Source organism: Pseudomonas maumuensis, assembly GCF_019139675.1.
GTDB lineage: Bacteria > Pseudomonadota > Gammaproteobacteria > Pseudomonadales > Pseudomonadaceae > Aquipseudomonas > Aquipseudomonas maumuensis.
In genome coordinates this window covers 4932973-4948454 of record NZ_CP077077.1, presented here as the reverse complement: position 1 = coordinate 4948454, position 15482 = coordinate 4932973, and the positions used below count along the sequence as shown (strand labels likewise).

The window sequence follows — 15482 nt, the reverse complement described above, 5'->3', positions numbered from 1 at the left end:
CGTCCCTGCAAACCGCCGAGGGGCGTCTGCCTCCCTTTTCCAAAGTGCGTATAATCCGCCGCCATGACTCGTACCCGAAATTCCCGCACCCCTAAAAAACGCCCGCCCGGCCGCGCCCGTGCCTGGCTGGGCTGGGCGCTCAAGCTCAGCCTGGTCGGTTTGGTACTGATCGCCGGCTTCGCGGTCTACCTCGATGCCACTGTCCAGGAGAAGTTCTCCGGCAAGCGCTGGACCATCCCGGCCAAGGTGTATGCCCGGCCGTTGGAGCTGTTCGTCGGCCAGAAACTGAGCCGCAACGACTTCCTCACCGAACTCGATGCCCTCGGCTACCGTCGCGAAAGCGCGGCCAACGGCCCGGGCGCGGCGTCGGTCAACGGCAATACCGTCGACCTCAATACTCGTGGCTTCCAGTTCTACGAGGGCATGGAACCGGCGCAATTCGTGCGCGTGCGCTTCTCCGGTGATTACGTCGCGGGCCTCAGCGGCGCCAATGGCGGCAAGCTCGACGTGGTGCGCCTTGAGCCGCTGATGATCGGCGGCATCTACCCGAAGAACCTCGAAGACCGCATCCTGGTCAAGATCGACCAGGTGCCGCCGTATCTGGTGGAAACCCTGATCGCCACCGAGGACCGCGACTTCTACAGCCACTTCGGCGTGTCGCCCAAGTCCATCGCCCGGGCCGTTTGGGTGAACACCTCTTCGGGGGCCATGCGCCAGGGCGGCAGTACCCTCACCCAGCAGTTGGTGAAGAACTTCTTCCTCACCAACGAGCGCAGCCTCAGCCGCAAGCTCACCGAAGCCATGATGTCGGTGCTGCTCGAGGTGCATTACGACAAGCGCGAGATCCTCGAGGCTTACCTCAACGAGGTATTCGTCGGCCAGGACGGCCAGCGCGCCGTGCATGGCTTCGGTCTGGCCAGCCAGTTCTTCTTCAGCCAGCCGCTGCAGGAGCTCAAGCTGCACCAGATCGCCCTGTTGGTGGGCATGGTCAAGGGCCCGTCCTACTACAACCCACGCCGTCACCCCGAGCGCGCCCTGCAACGGCGCAACCTGGTGCTTGACTTGCTCGCCGAGCAAGGCGTGGCCACTCAGGACGTGGTCGACGCGGCGAAGAAAATGCCCCTGGGCGTGACCAAGCGCGGCAGCCTGGCCGACAGCTCGTTCCCGGCCTTCCTCGACCTGGTCAAGCGTCAGCTGCGCCAGGATTACCGCGACGAAGACCTTACCGAAGAAGGCCTGCGCATCTTCACCAGTTTCGACCCGATCCTGCAGATGAAGGCCGAAACCGCCATGAGCGAGACCTTCAAACGCCTGGCCGGGCGCAAGGGCGCCGACGAAGTCGAATCGGCGATGGTCGTCACCAACCCGGAAACCGGTGAAGTGCAGGCGCTGATCGGCAGCCGCCAGTCGGGCTTCGCCGGCTTCAACCGGGCCATCGACGCGGTGCGACCGATCGGTTCGCTGGTCAAGCCGGCGGTCTACCTGACCGCGCTGGAACAGCCGAGCAAATTCACCCTCACCAGTTGGGTGCAGGACGAGCCGTTTTCGGTCAAGGGCGCCGACGGCCAGGTATGGCGGCCGCAGAACTACGACCGTCGCCCCCATGGCACCATCTACCTGTACCAGGGCCTGGCCAACTCCTACAACCTGTCCACCGCCAAGCTGGGCCTTGAAGTGGGCGTGCCCAACGTGATCAAGACCATCGCCCGGCTCGGCGTGCAGGTCGACTGGCCGGCGTTCCCGTCGATGCTGCTGGGTGCCGGCGGCATGTCGCCGATGCAGGTGGCGACCATGTACCAGACCATCGCCAACGGCGGCTTCAACACGCCGATGCGCGGTATCCGCAGCGTGCTCACCGCCGAAGGCGAGCCGCTCAAGCGCTACCCGTTCCAGATCCAGCAGACCTTCGACCCGGGCTCTATCTACCTGGTGCAGAACGCCATGCAGCGGGTGATGCGCGAAGGTACCGGGCGCTCGGTTTACAGCACGCTGCCGAGCTCGCTGACCCTGGCCGGCAAGACCGGCACCAGCAACGACTCGCGCGACAGCTGGTTCTCCGGCTTCAGCCAGGACTTGCTGGCGGTGGTCTGGCTGGGCCGCGACGACAACGGCAAGACACCGTTCACCGGTGCCACCGGCGCGTTGCAGGTGTGGACCAGCTTCATGAAGAAGGCCGACCCGCTGCCGCTGGACATGCCGCAGCCGGACAACGTGGTGCAGGCCTGGATCGACCCTTACAGCGGCCAGGGTTCCGACGGCAGCTGTCCGGGAGCGGTGCAGATGCCGTATATTCGTGGCAGTGAACCGCCCGCAGGCGCCGCCTGTGGCGGCGAGCAGAACCCGGCCGAAGAGGTGATGGACTGGGTCAAGGGCTGGATGAATTGAGCGCGAGCTTCTGAAGAGGGTGTGAAGTGAACAAGTGGTGGATTCCTGCCGTGGCGGCAGTGACCGTTCTGCACGGCTGTGCCAGCGTCCCGCGTGGCAACATTCCGGTGGTCGATTCGAGCACCCGTGTCTCCAACAGCGAGCGCGTCTCGGCCAACCGCACGTCGGCCTATCCGACCAGCGGCGGCAGCAGCCAGGCCCAGTCATTGCCGGAAGACTCCGGCGTCACCGTGATGATCCCGCAGGGGACAGGCGGCGCGCCGATCCAGTCGTTCCCGGCAGGCACCGGGCCTGCGCCGATCAGCACCGGCCCGATCACCCCGGGCCCGGTCAGCAGCGGGCCGATCACGACCAACCCCAACCCGATCGCCGACGAACCGTTCGACATCGCCTCGATGAGCAACCCGGCGCCGGTGACCAGTGCCCCGACTGGTATCCCGCGTGGCAACGCCTCCAGTGGTGGCCTGTCGGCCGACGAGCAGCTCGACGGCCCGGTGCTGGCCTTGCTCACCACTGCCCAGCAGCAGCAGGGCAGCGGCGACTTCAACGGTGCCGCTTCGAGCCTGGAGCGTGCCCAGCGCATCGCCCCGCGTGAGCCGCAGGTGCTGTTCCGCCTGGCCCAGGTGCGCCTGTCCCAGGGCGATGCGGCGCAGTCCGAGCAACTGGCGCGCCGTGCCCTGACCTACGCCAACGGTCGCCCAGACCTGCAGGCCCAGCTGTGGAACACCATCGCCCAGGCCCGTGAAAAACAAGGTGACAGCGCAGGTGCCGCCCTGGCGCGGCAGAAGGCGCGGGTCAACCTGTGATGGAGCAGCGCATTCTCGATATCGCCGATCAGCTTCTGCTGATCGAGCAGGAACTCAAGGTCCAGGGCTGGTGGAGCGACGCCACCCCCAGTGCCGATGCGTTGGCCAGCGTGGAGCCGTTCGCGGTGGACCGCATGAGCTTCGAACAATGGCTGCAGTGGATCTTCCTGCCGCGCATGAAGCTGATCCTAGAGCACGGGCACCCGTTGCCCAACGCCTCGGGCATCCTGGTGATGGCCGAGACGGTGTTCGTCGACCGCCCGGAACAAAGCCGCGAGCTACGGCGTTTGCTCGCAATCTTCGACCAATTGATCGCGCCTTCCGCCTGATTTCTACCGTTTTTTCTTCAAGGGCCGCAGATTGTGGCCCTTTTTTATGGAAATCTTATTTTTCCTGCTGCTGCTCGCGCTATTAGTGGTGGTGAGAATTCATCTTGATGAAAAATTGGCAATAATTTCTCTTGACTTGTGAGCGCCGAATCACAAGAATCCAGATTCCGCTGTAGAGGGACTGCCAGAAGCAGACCCGCTAAGCAGATCATGAGGCGCACACCCGCGCCGACTTGTAACACCCCGCAACGCGTTACCTCGCGCTGGGTGGGAAGGCCCGCAACACACCAGGGTATTCCCAATACTTGCTCAGTCAGTGCTGACGTTCGCTCATGCTCTGCTTGGCAGTAAACCTAATAAGACCCGCTCAGTGAGGGCGGTATTCTGGCGTTTTAGAGGTGAACAACGTGGAGCTCTTATCCGGCGCTGAAATGGTCGTCCGCTTCTTGCGCGACGAAGGCGTTAAGCACATCTACGGGTACCCTGGCGGTGCTCTCCTTCATGTTTACGATGCCTTGTTCAAGGAACCGGAAGTCCAGCACATCCTGGTTCGTCACGAGCAGGCTGCCACCCATATGGCGGACGGTTACGCCCGTGCCACCGGCAAGGCCGGCGTGGTACTGGTGACTTCCGGCCCAGGCGCGACCAATGCCATCACCGGCATTGCCACCGCCTACATGGATTCCATCCCGATGGTCATCCTGTCTGGCCAGGTGCCCAGCACCATGGTCGGCACCGATGCGTTCCAGGAAACCGACATGATCGGTATCTCCCGACCGATCGTGAAGCACAGCTTCATGGTCAAGCACGCCTCGGAAATCCCCGAAGTCCTGAAAAAAGCCTTCTATCTGGCGCAGTCCGGCCGTCCCGGCCCGGTCGTGGTCGACATTCCAAAAGATATGACCAACCCGGCCGAGAAGTTCGAGTACATCTACCCGAAAAAGGTCAAGCTGCGTTCCTACAGCCCGGCCCTGCGCGGCCATTCCGGGCAGATCCGCAAGGCAGCCGAAATGCTCCTCGCGGCCAAGCGCCCGGTGGTCTACTCCGGCGGCGGCGTGATTCTCGGCGGCGGCTCCGAAGCCCTGACCGAAATCGCCAAGTCGTTGAACCTGCCGGTCACCAACACCCTCATGGGCCTTGGTGGCTTCCCCGGCACCGACCGCCAGTTCCTCGGCATGCTCGGCATGCACGGCAGCTACACCGCCAACCTGGCCATGCACAACGCTGACGTGATCTTCGCTGTCGGTGTGCGTTTCGACGACCGCGTGGTCAACGGACCGGCCAAGTTCTGCCCGAACGCCAAGATCATCCACATCGACATCGACCCGGCGTCGATCTCGAAGATGATCAAGGCCGACGTGCCGATCGTCGGCCCGGTCGAGAGCGTGTTGAGCGAAATGCTCGGCATCCTCAAGGAAATCGGCGAGCAGCCCGAAAAGGCAGCGCTCGATGCCTGGTGGAAGCAGATCGACGAATGGCGTGGCGACGGTGAGCTGTTCCCCTACGACAAGGGCGACGGCAACATCATCAAGCCGCAGCAGGTCATCGAGACCCTGTGCGAAGTGACCAAGGGCGATGCCTTCGTCACCTCCGACGTGGGCCAGCACCAGATGTTCGCGGCGCAGTACTACCGCTTCAACAAACCCAACCGCTGGATCAACTCCGGTGGCCTGGGCACCATGGGCTTCGGTTTCCCCGCGGCCATGGGCATCAAGCTCAACTTCCCCGACCAGGACGTGGCCTGCGTTACCGGTGAAGGCAGCATCCAGATGAACATCCAGGAGCTGTCCACCTGCATGCAGTACGGCCTGCCGGTGAAGATCGTCAACCTGAACAACGGTGTGCTGGGCATGGTTCGCCAATGGCAGGACATGTCCTACAACGGTCGCCACTCGCACTCCTACGTCGAGTCGCTGCCGGACTTCGTCAAGCTGGCCGAGGCCTATGGCCATGTGGGCATTCGCATCACCAGCCTGAAAGACCTCAAGCCGAAACTGGAAGAGGCTTTCGCGATGAAGGACCGCCTGGTGTTCATCGACATCGCGGTCGACCGGACCGAGCACGTCTATCCGATGCAGATCAAGGACGGCTCGATGCGTGACATGTGGCTGAGCAAGACGGAGCGTACCTGACATGCGGCACATCATCTCCCTGCTGCTGGAAAACGAACCCGGTGCCTTGTCTCGCGTGGTCGGCCTGTTCTCCCAGCGCAACTACAACATTGAAAGCCTGACCGTGGCGCCGACCGAAGACCCGACCCTGTCGCGTCTGACGCTGACCACCGTTGGCCATGACGAAGTGATCGAACAGATCACCAAGAACCTCAACAAGCTGGTCGAAGTGGTCAAGCTTGTCGACCTGTCGGAAAGCGCCCATATCGAGCGCGAACTGATGCTGGTCAAGGTCAAGGCCACGGGTGCCCAGCGCGCCGAGATCAAGCGCACCACGGATATCTTCCGTGGCCAGATCGTCGACGTGACCGCCAGCGTGTACACCGTGCAGCTGAGCGGCACCAGCGACAAACTGGACAGCTTCATCCAGGCTATCGGCACCGCATCGATTCTCGAAACCGTGCGCAGTGGCGTCACCGGCATTGCCCGTGGCGACAAAGTGCTCAGCATCTAACTTCAAAAATAGCGATGGCTCCGCAGGGGCCGAGATATAACCAGGGGTATTTTCATGAAAGTTTTCTACGACAAAGACTGCGACCTCTCCATCATCCAGGGCAAGAAAGTCGCCATCATCGGCTACGGCTCCCAGGGTCACGCCCAGGCGTGCAACCTGAAGGACTCCGGTGTGGACGTTACCGTCGGTCTGCGTAAAGGCTCGGCCACTGTTGCCAAGGCAGAAGCCCACGGCCTGAAAGTGGCCGACGTGGCCACCGCCGTCGCTGCCGCCGACCTGGTCATGATCCTGACCCCGGACGAGTTCCAGGGCCAGCTGTACAAGAACGAGATCGAGCCGAACATCAAGAAGGGCGCCACCCTGGCCTTCTCCCACGGCTTCTCGATCCACTACAACCAGGTCGTGCCGCGTGCCGACCTCGACGTGATCATGATCGCGCCGAAGGCCCCGGGCCACACCGTGCGTTCCGAGTTCGTCAAAGGCGGCGGCATCCCTGACCTGATCGCCATCTACCAGGACGCTTCGGGCAACGCCAAGAACGTCGCCCTGTCCTACGCCGCTGGCGTCGGTGGCGGCCGTACCGGCATCATCGAAACCACCTTCAAGGACGAGACCGAAACCGACCTGTTCGGTGAGCAGGCCGTTCTCTGCGGCGGTACCGTCGAGCTGGTCAAAGCCGGTTTCGAAACCCTGGTCGAAGCGGGCTACGCCCCGGAAATGGCCTACTTCGAGTGCCTGCACGAGCTGAAGCTGATCGTTGACCTCATGTACGAAGGCGGCATCGCCAACATGAACTACTCGATCTCTAACAACGCCGAGTACGGTGAGTACGTCACCGGCCCTGAAGTCATCAACGAAGAATCCCGCAAGGCCATGCGCAACGCTCTGAAGCGCATCCAGGACGGCGAGTACGCGAAGATGTTCATCAGCGAAGGCGCCACCAACTATCCTTCGATGACCGCCAAGCGCCGCAACAACGCCGCTCACGGCATCGAGATCATCGGCGAGCAACTGCGTTCGATGATGCCGTGGATCTCGGCCAACAAGATCGTCGACAAGACCAAGAACTGAGTCTTGCGTCGATAATGAAAAACGCGGCTTCGGCCGCGTTTTTTCGTTTGCGCGGTCAGCTTCTGGTATAAAGCGACCAGTGGCTCGCTGTTAGAACCGTTTTCCCGGGCCCATGTCGAACATATTCCACCCTGTTGCAAGGTACTTTTCATGAGCGAACGTCCCGAAGAGCCGAACAAGCCCTCCGACGCCGAAAGCCTGCTACCTGTCGATGAGCACGTTGAAGAAGGCCACGATGCCGAAGGGCGCAAGGTGCGTCACCGCGGTATCTATCTGCTGCCCAACCTGTTCACCACCGCGAACTTGTTCGCCGGCTTCTATTCCATCATCAGCTCGATGAGCGCGCAGAGCGCCCTGAGCGCGGGTGATCCACGCGAGGCGAGCAAGTACTTCGCCTTCGCCGCCATCGCCATCTTCGTCGCCATGGTCCTCGACGGCCTCGACGGCCGCGTGGCGCGCATGACCAACACGCAAAGCGCCTTCGGTGCCGAGTACGACTCGCTGTCGGACATGGTCGCCTTCGGCGTGGCCCCGGCGCTTCTGGCGTTCGGCTGGGCCCTGGGCGACATGGGCAAGGTCGGCTGGATGGTCGCCTTCATCTATGTGGCCGGCGCGGCCCTGCGCCTGGCGCGTTTCAACACCCAGGTCGGCACCGCCGACAAACGCTACTTCATCGGCCTGGCCAGCCCGGCGGCGGCCGGCGTGGTGGCCGGTACCGTCTGGGCGTTCAGCGACTACGGCATCCAGGGTTCCAAGCTGTCGTTCCTGGTGGCGCTGCTGGTGGCGGCCGCCGGCATGCTGATGGTCAGCAACATCAAGTACAACAGCTTCAAGGAGCTCGACCTCAAGGGCCGCGTGCCCTTTGTCGCGATCCTTGCCGTGGTGCTGGTGTTCGCCGTGGTGTTCAGCGATCCGCCGCGCATCCTGCTGCTGATCTTCCTCGCCTATGCTGCATCGGGGCCGATCCAGTTTCTGTTGCGGGCGCGCCGTCGCAAATCCTGACAAGGATTTAATCGCGGAATAACCTGCCGGCTCCATAGTCTTACGTGTACATCAGTTACCCGTACTGTGGAGCCGCCATGCTCATCAAGCTTCCCCGGTCCAGCGACTGCAAGTCGTCCGAGATCACCCCCGAAAGTTTCTACCTCTCCCGTCGCAAGCTGCTGGGCGCCAGCCTTGCAGGTGCAGCCCTGGGCGCCTTGCCCCGATTGGGCGCCGCGGCGGAGGTTTCCCGCTATGCCGATGTCGAGGCGGGCAACGCACCTGGCTGGTTCAGCGACAAGCTCGGCGCCACGCGCTGGCAGGCGGTCACCGTCAGCGGCGAAGCCATCACGCCGTTCAAGGACGCCACCCACTACAACAACTTCTATGAGTTCGGGCCCGACAAGGGCGACCCGGCGGCCAATGCCGGCAGCCTGAAGACCGAGCCGTGGAGCCTGGTGGTCGATGGCGAAGTGGCCAAGCCCGGGCGTTATGCGCTGGAGGACTTCGTCAAACCGTACCAGCTTGAGGAGCGCATCTATCGCCTGCGCTGCGTGGAGGCCTGGTCGATGGTGATTCCCTGGCTGGGCTTCCCTTTGGCCGAGGTGCTCAAGCAGGTCGAGCCAACCTCCAAGGCGCGCTATATCCGTTTCGAAACCCTGGAAGACCCCAAGCGCATGCCTGGGCAGCGCTCCGGCTTCGCCCTGATCGACTGGCCCTATGTGGAAGGGCTGCGCCTGGATGAGGCGATGAACCCGCTGGCGATCCTGGCGGTGGGCATGTATGGCCGTGAACTGCCCAACCAGAACGGCGCGCCGCTACGCCTGGTGGTGCCTTGGAAGTACGGCTTCAAGAGCATCAAGTCGATCGTGCGCATCAGCCTGGTGGCGGAGCAGCCTGCAACTACCTGGCAGGGCCTGGCGCCGGATGAGTACGGCTTCTATGCCAACGTCAACCCAACGGTCGACCACCCGCGCTGGACCCAGGCCCGCGAGCGGCGCCTGCCCAGCGGGCTGTTCAGCCCCAATGTGCGCGATACGCTGATGTTCAACGGCTATGCCGATGAAGTGGCGTCGCTGTATACCGGCCTCGACCTGCGGAAGAACTATTGATGCGCTATCCGTGGCTGCGCCTGGTGATCTTCGTGATCGGGTGTCTGTTTCCCGTGTGGTGGTTGTATGAGGCAGCCATGGGGGCGCTCGGCCCGGATCCGGGAAAGATCATGGTCGATCGCCTTGGCCTGGGGGCGCTGGTGTTCCTGTTGATTACCCTGAGCATGACACCGCTGCAGCGGTTGACGGGGTGGTCGGGGTGGATCGTGGTGCGGCGGCAGCTGGGGTTGTGGTGCTTTGCTTATATAGTGCTGCACCTGACGGCGTACCTGGTGTTCATCCTGGGGCTGGACTGGGGGCAGTTTGGCGTCGAGCTGCGCAAGCGGCCCTACATCATTGTCGGTGCATTGGGTTTTCTTGGCTTGCTGGCGTTGGCGGTCACGTCCAACCGGTATAGCCAGCGGCGCCTTGGGGCGCGATGGAAGAAACTGCATCGGCTGGTCTATGTGGTTCTCGGGCTTGGACTGTTGCACTTCCTGTGGATCGTACGCTCGGACCTGAAGGAGTGGGCGGTGTATGCCGCTATCGGGGTCTTCTTGCTGGTGCTGCGTATACCCCCGGTGTGGCGGCGTGTTCCACGGCTGGCGGGGCGGGGGAGGGCGGCCTGAAATCTTTCTTTAATAAAAGGTTGACGCCCTCTCAGATCCCCTTATAATGCGCCCCACTTCCAGCGACATCGGAACGAAAAACTCCTTGAATATCAACTAGTTGATCGATCAAGAGGGTTGCGGAGGTGCTTCGATCATCTGATCGGCAGCGGTGAAAAAGGCAGTTGACAGCAGGTTGTAACGCTGTATGATTCGCCTCCCGCTACGAGAGATCGCAGCGAGTCAAGTGTTTGAAGTTGAACGGGTTTCTCGCAAAATACTTCGAAATAAACGCTTGACAGCAAATGAGGAAAGCGTAGAATGCGCGCCTCGGTTGAGGCGAAAAGCTCTTAACCAAACGCTCTTTAACAAATTGAATCAAGCAATTCGTGTGGGTGCTTGTGAGTATGGACTGATAGTCGCCAAGATTATCAGCATCACAAGTGGCCATGCGAGAAATCACATAGTCATTTGAGATTGCTGAGCCAAGTTTAGGGTTTCTTAAAAACCCAAGCAGTATTGAACTGAAGAGTTTGATCATGGCTCAGATTGAACGCTGGCGGCAGGCCTAACACATGCAAGTCGAGCGGATGACGGGAGCTTGCTCCTTGATTCAGCGGCGGACGGGTGAGTAATGCCTAGGAATCTGCCTGGTAGTGGGGGACAACGTTTCGAAAGGAACGCTAATACCGCATACGTCCTACGGGAGAAAGCAGGGGACCTTCGGGCCTTGCGCTATCAGATGAGCCTAGGTCGGATTAGCTAGTAGGTGAGGTAATGGCTCACCTAGGCGACGATCCGTAACTGGTCTGAGAGGATGATCAGTCACACTGGAACTGAGACACGGTCCAGACTCCTACGGGAGGCAGCAGTGGGGAATATTGGACAATGGGCGAAAGCCTGATCCAGCCATGCCGCGTGTGTGAAGAAGGTCTTCGGATTGTAAAGCACTTTAAGTTGGGAGGAAGGGTTGTACGTTAATACCGTGCAATTTTGACGTTACCGACAGAATAAGCACCGGCTAACTCTGTGCCAGCAGCCGCGGTAATACAGAGGGTGCAAGCGTTAATCGGAATTACTGGGCGTAAAGCGCGCGTAGGTGGTTCGTTAAGTTGGATGTGAAAGCCCCGGGCTCAACCTGGGAACTGCATCCAAAACTGGCGAGCTAGAGTATGGTAGAGGGTGGTGGAATTTCCTGTGTAGCGGTGAAATGCGTAGATATAGGAAGGAACACCAGTGGCGAAGGCGACCACCTGGACTGATACTGACACTGAGGTGCGAAAGCGTGGGGAGCAAACAGGATTAGATACCCTGGTAGTCCACGCCGTAAACGATGTCAACTAGCCGTTGGAATCCTTGAGATTTTAGTGGCGCAGCTAACGCATTAAGTTGACCGCCTGGGGAGTACGGCCGCAAGGTTAAAACTCAAATGAATTGACGGGGGCCCGCACAAGCGGTGGAGCATGTGGTTTAATTCGAAGCAACGCGAAGAACCTTACCAGGCCTTGACATGCAGAGAACTTTCCAGAGATGGATTGGTGCCTTCGGGAACTCTGACACAGGTGCTGCATGGCTGTCGTCAGCTCGTGTCGTGAGATGTTGGGTTAAGTCCCGTAACGAGCGCAACCCTTGTCCTTAGTTACCAGCACGTTATGGTGGGCACTCTAAGGAGACTGCCGGTGACAAACCGGAGGAAGGTGGGGATGACGTCAAGTCATCATGGCCCTTACGGCCTGGGCTACACACGTGCTACAATGGTCGGTACAGAGGGTTGCCAAGCCGCGAGGTGGAGCTAATCTCACAAAACCGATCGTAGTCCGGATCGCAGTCTGCAACTCGACTGCGTGAAGTCGGAATCGCTAGTAATCGCAAATCAGAATGTTGCGGTGAATACGTTCCCGGGCCTTGTACACACCGCCCGTCACACCATGGGAGTGGGTTGCACCAGAAGTAGCTAGTCTAACCTTCGGGAGGACGGTTACCACGGTGTGATTCATGACTGGGGTGAAGTCGTAACAAGGTAGCCGTAGGGGAACCTGCGGCTGGATCACCTCCTTAATCGAAGACATCAGCCTGCTGATGAGCTCCCACACGAATTGCTTGATTCATTGTGTAAAGACGATGCTGTAACGCGACCCTGTTATAGGTCTGTAGCTCAGTTGGTTAGAGCGCACCCCTGATAAGGGTGAGGTCGGCAGTTCAAATCTGCCCAGACCTACCAATTACTTGGTGCGGCTGGTCAATGGGGCCATAGCTCAGCTGGGAGAGCGCCTGCCTTGCACGCAGGAGGTCAGCGGTTCGATCCCGCTTGGCTCCACCACTCTTTCAGGTTTCGCAGCACTGCTCAGAACTTAGAAATGAACATTCGGTGATGAATGTTGATTTCTGACTTTTGTCAGATCGTTCTTTAAAAATTCGGATATGTGATAGAAATAGACTGAACACCAGTTTCACTGCTGGTGGATCAGGCTAAGGTAAAATTTGTGAGTTCTGCGCGAAAGCGCGACGTACGAATTTTCGGCGAATGTCGTCTTCACAGTATAACCAGATTGCTTGGGGTTATATGGTCAAGTGAAGAAGCGCATACGGTGGATGCCTTGGCAGTCAGAGGCGATGAAAGACGTGGTAGCCTGCGATAAGCTTTGGGGAGTCGGCAAACAGACTGTGATCCAGAGATCTCTGAATGGGGGAACCCACTCAGCATAAGCTGAGTATCTTGTACTGAATACATAGGTGCAAGAGGCGAACCAGGGGAACTGAAACATCTAAGTACCCTGAGGAAAAGAAATCAACCGAGATTCCCTTAGTAGTGGCGAGCGAACGGGGACCAGCCCTTAAGCTGGTTTGAGATTAGTGGAACGCTCTGGAAAGTGCGGCCATAGTGGGTGATAGCCCCGTACACGAAAATCTCTTGCCAGTGAAATCGAGTAGGACGGAGCACGAGAAACTTTGTCTGAACATGGGGGGACCATCCTCCAAGGCTAAATACTACTGACTGACCGATAGTGAACCAGTACCGTGAGGGAAAGGCGAAAAGAACCCCGGAGAGGGGAGTGAAATAGAACCTGAAACCGTATGCGTACAAGCAGTGGGAGCCTACTTTGTTAGGTGACTGCGTACCTTTTGTATAATGGGTCAGCGACTTATATTCAGTGGCGAGCTTAACCGAATAGGGGAGGCGTAGCGAAAGCGAGTCTTAATAGGGCGCTTTAGTCGCTGGGTATAGACCCGAAACCGGGCGATCTATCCATGGGCAGGTTGAAGGTTAGGTAACACTGACTGGAGGACCGAACCGACTACCGTTGAAAAGTTAGCGGATGACCTGTGGATCGGAGTGAAAGGCTAATCAAGCTCGGAGATAGCTGGTTCTCCTCGAAAGCTATTTAGGTAGCGCCTCATGTATCACTGTAGGGGGTAGAGCACTGTTTCGGCTAGGGGGTCATCCCGACTTACCAAACCGATGCAAACTCCGAATACCTACAAGTGCCGAGCATGGGAGACACACGGCGGGTGCTAACGTCCGTCGTGAAAAGGGAAACAACCCAGACCGTCAGCTAAGGTCCCAAAGTCATGGTTAAGTGGGAAACGATGTGGGAAGGCTTAGACAGCTAGGAGGTTGGCTTAGAAGCAGCCACCCTTTAAAGAAAGCGTAATAGCTCACTAGTCGAGTCGGCCTGCGCGGAAGATGTAACGGGGCTCAAACCATGCACCGAAGCTACGGGTATCACCTTTGGTGATGCGGTAGAGGAGCGTTCTGTAAGCCTGTGAAGGTGAGTTGAGAAGCTTGCTGGAGGTATCAGAAGTGCGAATGCTGACATGAGTAACGACAATGCGAGTGAAAAACTCGCACGCCGAAAGACCAAGGTTTCCTGCGCAACGTTAATCGACGCAGGGTTAGTCGGTCCCTAAGGCGAGGCTGAAAAGCGTAGTCGATGGAAAACAGGTTAATATTCCTGTACTTCCAGTTATTGCGATGGAGGGACGGAGAAGGCTAGGCCAGCTTGGCGTTGGTTGTCCAAGTTTAAGGTGGTAGGCTGAGATCTTAGGCAAATCCGGGATCTTAAGGCCGAGAGCTGATGACGAGTGCTCTTTAGAGCGCGAAGTGGTTGATGCCATGCTTCCAAGAAAAGCTCCTAAGCTTCAGATAACTGGGAACCGTACCCCAAACCGACACAGGTGGTTAGGTAGAGAATACCAAGGCGCTTGAGAGAACTCGGGTGAAGGAACTAGGCAAAATGGCACCGTAACTTCGGGAGAAGGTGCGCCGGTGAGGGTGAAGCACTTGCTGCGTAAGCCCACGCCGGTCGAAGATACCAGGCCGCTGCGACTGTTTATTAAAAACACAGCACTCTGCAAACACGAAAGTGGACGTATAGGGTGTGACGCCTGCCCGGTGCCGGAAGGTTAATTGATGGGGTTAGCGCAAGCGAAGCTCTTGATCGAAGCCCCGGTAAACGGCGGCCGTAACTATAACGGTCCTAAGGTAGCGAAATTCCTTGTCGGGTAAGTTCCGACCTGCACGAATGGCGTAACGATGGCGGCGCTGTCTCCACCCGAGACTCAGTGAAATTGAAATCGCTGTGAAGATGCAGTGTATCCGCGGCTAGACGGAAAGACCCCGTGAACCTTTACTATAGCTTTGCACTGGACTTTGAGCTTGCTTGTGTAGGATAGGTGGGAGGCTTTGAAGTGGGGACGCCAGTTCTCATGGAGCCATCCTTGAAATACCACCCTGGCAACCTTGAGGTTCTAACTCAGGTCCGTTATCCGGATCGAGGACAGTGTATGGTGGGTAGTTTGACTGGGGCGGTCTCCTCCCAAAGAGTAACGGAGGAGTACGAAGGTGCGCTCAGACCGGTCGGAAATCGGTCGTAGAGTATAAAGGCAAAAGCGCGCTTGACTGCGAGACACACACGTCGAGCAGGTACGAAAGTAGGTCTTAGTGATCCGGTGGTTCTGTATGGAAGGGCCATCGCTCAACGGATAAAAGGTACTCCGGGGATAACAGGCTGATACCGCCCAAGAGTTCATATCGACGGCGGTGTTTGGCACCTCGATGTCGGCTCATCACATCCTGGGGCTGAAGCCGGTCCCAAGGGTATGGCTGTTCGCCATTTAAAGTGGTACGCGAGCTGGGTTTAGAACGTCGTGAGACAGTTCGGTCCCTATCTGCCGTGGACGTTTGAGATTTGAGAGGGGCTGCTCCTAGTACGAGAGGACCGGAGTGGACGAACCTCTGGTGTTCCGGTTGTCACGCCAGTGGCATTGCCGGGTAGCTATGTTCGGAAGAGATAACCGCTGAAAGCATCTAAGCGGGAAACTTGCCTCAAGATGAGATCTCACTGGAGCCTTGAGCTCCCTGAAGGGCCGTCGAAGACTACGACGTTGATAGGTTGGGTGTGTAAGCGCTGTGAGGCGTTGAGCTAACCAATACTAATTGCCCGTGAGGCTTGACCATATAACACCCAAGCAATTTGCGCGTAAGCCGAATTGTGGTGGTGAAGACGAAGCAACCGAAGATTCGTAAGACCACAAATATCGCATATCCGAATTGGCTGGCATGTCTGCAAGGACATACTGGCAACC

Annotated in this window: 9 protein-coding genes, 2 tRNA genes and 2 rRNA genes; all 13 read left to right on the top strand. The window is 58.9% G+C overall.

Annotation, left to right across the window (positions count from 1 at the left end; translation table 11 throughout):
- The first annotated feature begins 63 nt into the window (after positions 1–63).
- Positions 64–2385 carry a penicillin-binding protein 1B gene (gene mrcB, locus KSS90_RS22135; RefSeq protein ID WP_217867269.1) on the top strand — a complete coding sequence of 774 codons (2322 nt, stop codon included), beginning with the start codon at positions 64–66 and terminating at the stop codon, positions 2383–2385.
- Between the two features lie 26 nt (positions 2386–2411).
- Positions 2412–3191: a tetratricopeptide repeat protein gene (locus KSS90_RS22130; protein ID WP_046854095.1), complete on the top strand. Its 780-nt coding sequence runs from the start codon at positions 2412–2414 to the stop codon at positions 3189–3191.
- A complete protein-coding gene (locus tag KSS90_RS22125) occupies positions 3188–3520 on the top strand; it encodes a YqcC family protein (RefSeq protein WP_217867268.1) in 333 nt (110 codons plus the stop codon). The genes KSS90_RS22130 and KSS90_RS22125 overlap by 4 nt, the downstream gene beginning before the upstream one ends.
- 407 nt (positions 3521–3927) lie before the next feature.
- A complete protein-coding gene (locus tag KSS90_RS22120) occupies positions 3928–5652 on the top strand; it encodes an acetolactate synthase 3 large subunit (protein WP_217867267.1) in 1725 nt (574 codons plus the stop codon).
- A 1-nt stretch (position 5653) separates the two neighbouring features.
- A complete protein-coding gene (gene ilvN, locus KSS90_RS22115) occupies positions 5654–6145 on the top strand; it encodes an acetolactate synthase small subunit (protein WP_003250040.1) in 492 nt (163 codons plus the stop codon).
- A 54-nt stretch (positions 6146–6199) separates the two neighbouring features.
- Positions 6200–7216 carry a ketol-acid reductoisomerase gene (gene ilvC, locus KSS90_RS22110; RefSeq protein WP_027917653.1) on the top strand — a complete coding sequence of 339 codons (1017 nt, stop codon included), beginning with the start codon at positions 6200–6202 and terminating at the stop codon, positions 7214–7216.
- A gap of 150 nt (positions 7217–7366) precedes the next feature.
- Positions 7367–8218, top strand: a complete 852-nt coding sequence (pssA, locus tag KSS90_RS22105) for a CDP-diacylglycerol--serine O-phosphatidyltransferase (protein WP_028691215.1) — start codon at positions 7367–7369, stop codon at positions 8216–8218.
- Between the two features lie 77 nt (positions 8219–8295).
- Positions 8296–9309 carry a protein-methionine-sulfoxide reductase catalytic subunit MsrP gene (msrP, locus tag KSS90_RS22100; RefSeq protein ID WP_217867266.1) on the top strand — a complete coding sequence of 338 codons (1014 nt, stop codon included), beginning with the start codon at positions 8296–8298 and terminating at the stop codon, positions 9307–9309.
- Complete coding sequence (gene msrQ / locus KSS90_RS22095) at positions 9309–9917, top strand: protein-methionine-sulfoxide reductase heme-binding subunit MsrQ (protein ID WP_217867265.1); 609 nt, start codon at positions 9309–9311, stop codon at positions 9915–9917. The genes msrP and msrQ overlap by 1 nt, the downstream gene beginning before the upstream one ends.
- A 500-nt stretch (positions 9918–10417) precedes the next feature.
- Positions 10418–11954 (top strand): 16S ribosomal RNA (locus KSS90_RS22090).
- 86 nt (positions 11955–12040) lie between these two features.
- A tRNA-Ile gene (locus KSS90_RS22085) sits at positions 12041–12117 on the top strand.
- A 23-nt stretch (positions 12118–12140) separates the two neighbouring features.
- Positions 12141–12216: transfer RNA gene (locus KSS90_RS22080), tRNA-Ala, on the top strand.
- A gap of 245 nt (positions 12217–12461) precedes the next feature.
- Positions 12462–15354, top strand: a 23S ribosomal RNA gene (locus KSS90_RS22075).
- Together the 16S and 23S rRNA genes with 2 tRNA genes alongside form the textbook arrangement of a ribosomal RNA operon.
- The last annotated feature ends 128 nt before the right edge of the window (positions 15355–15482 follow it).

Excerpts from the sequence above, each read along its gene's own strand:
- pssA (WP_028691215.1), top strand. The coding sequence starts at position 7,367 with ATGAGCGAACGTCCCGAAGAGCCGAACAAGCCCTCCGACGCCGAAAGC.
- ilvN (WP_003250040.1), top strand. The coding sequence starts at position 5,654 with ATGCGGCACATCATCTCCCTGCTGCTGGAAAACGAACCCGGTGCCTTG.
- mrcB (WP_217867269.1), top strand. The coding sequence starts at position 64 with ATGACTCGTACCCGAAATTCCCGCACCCCTAAAAAACGCCCGCCCGGC.
- msrP (WP_217867266.1), top strand. The coding sequence starts at position 8,296 with ATGCTCATCAAGCTTCCCCGGTCCAGCGACTGCAAGTCGTCCGAGATC.
- msrQ (WP_217867265.1), top strand. The coding sequence starts at position 9,309 with ATGCGCTATCCGTGGCTGCGCCTGGTGATCTTCGTGATCGGGTGTCTG.
- ilvC (WP_027917653.1), top strand. The coding sequence starts at position 6,200 with ATGAAAGTTTTCTACGACAAAGACTGCGACCTCTCCATCATCCAGGGC.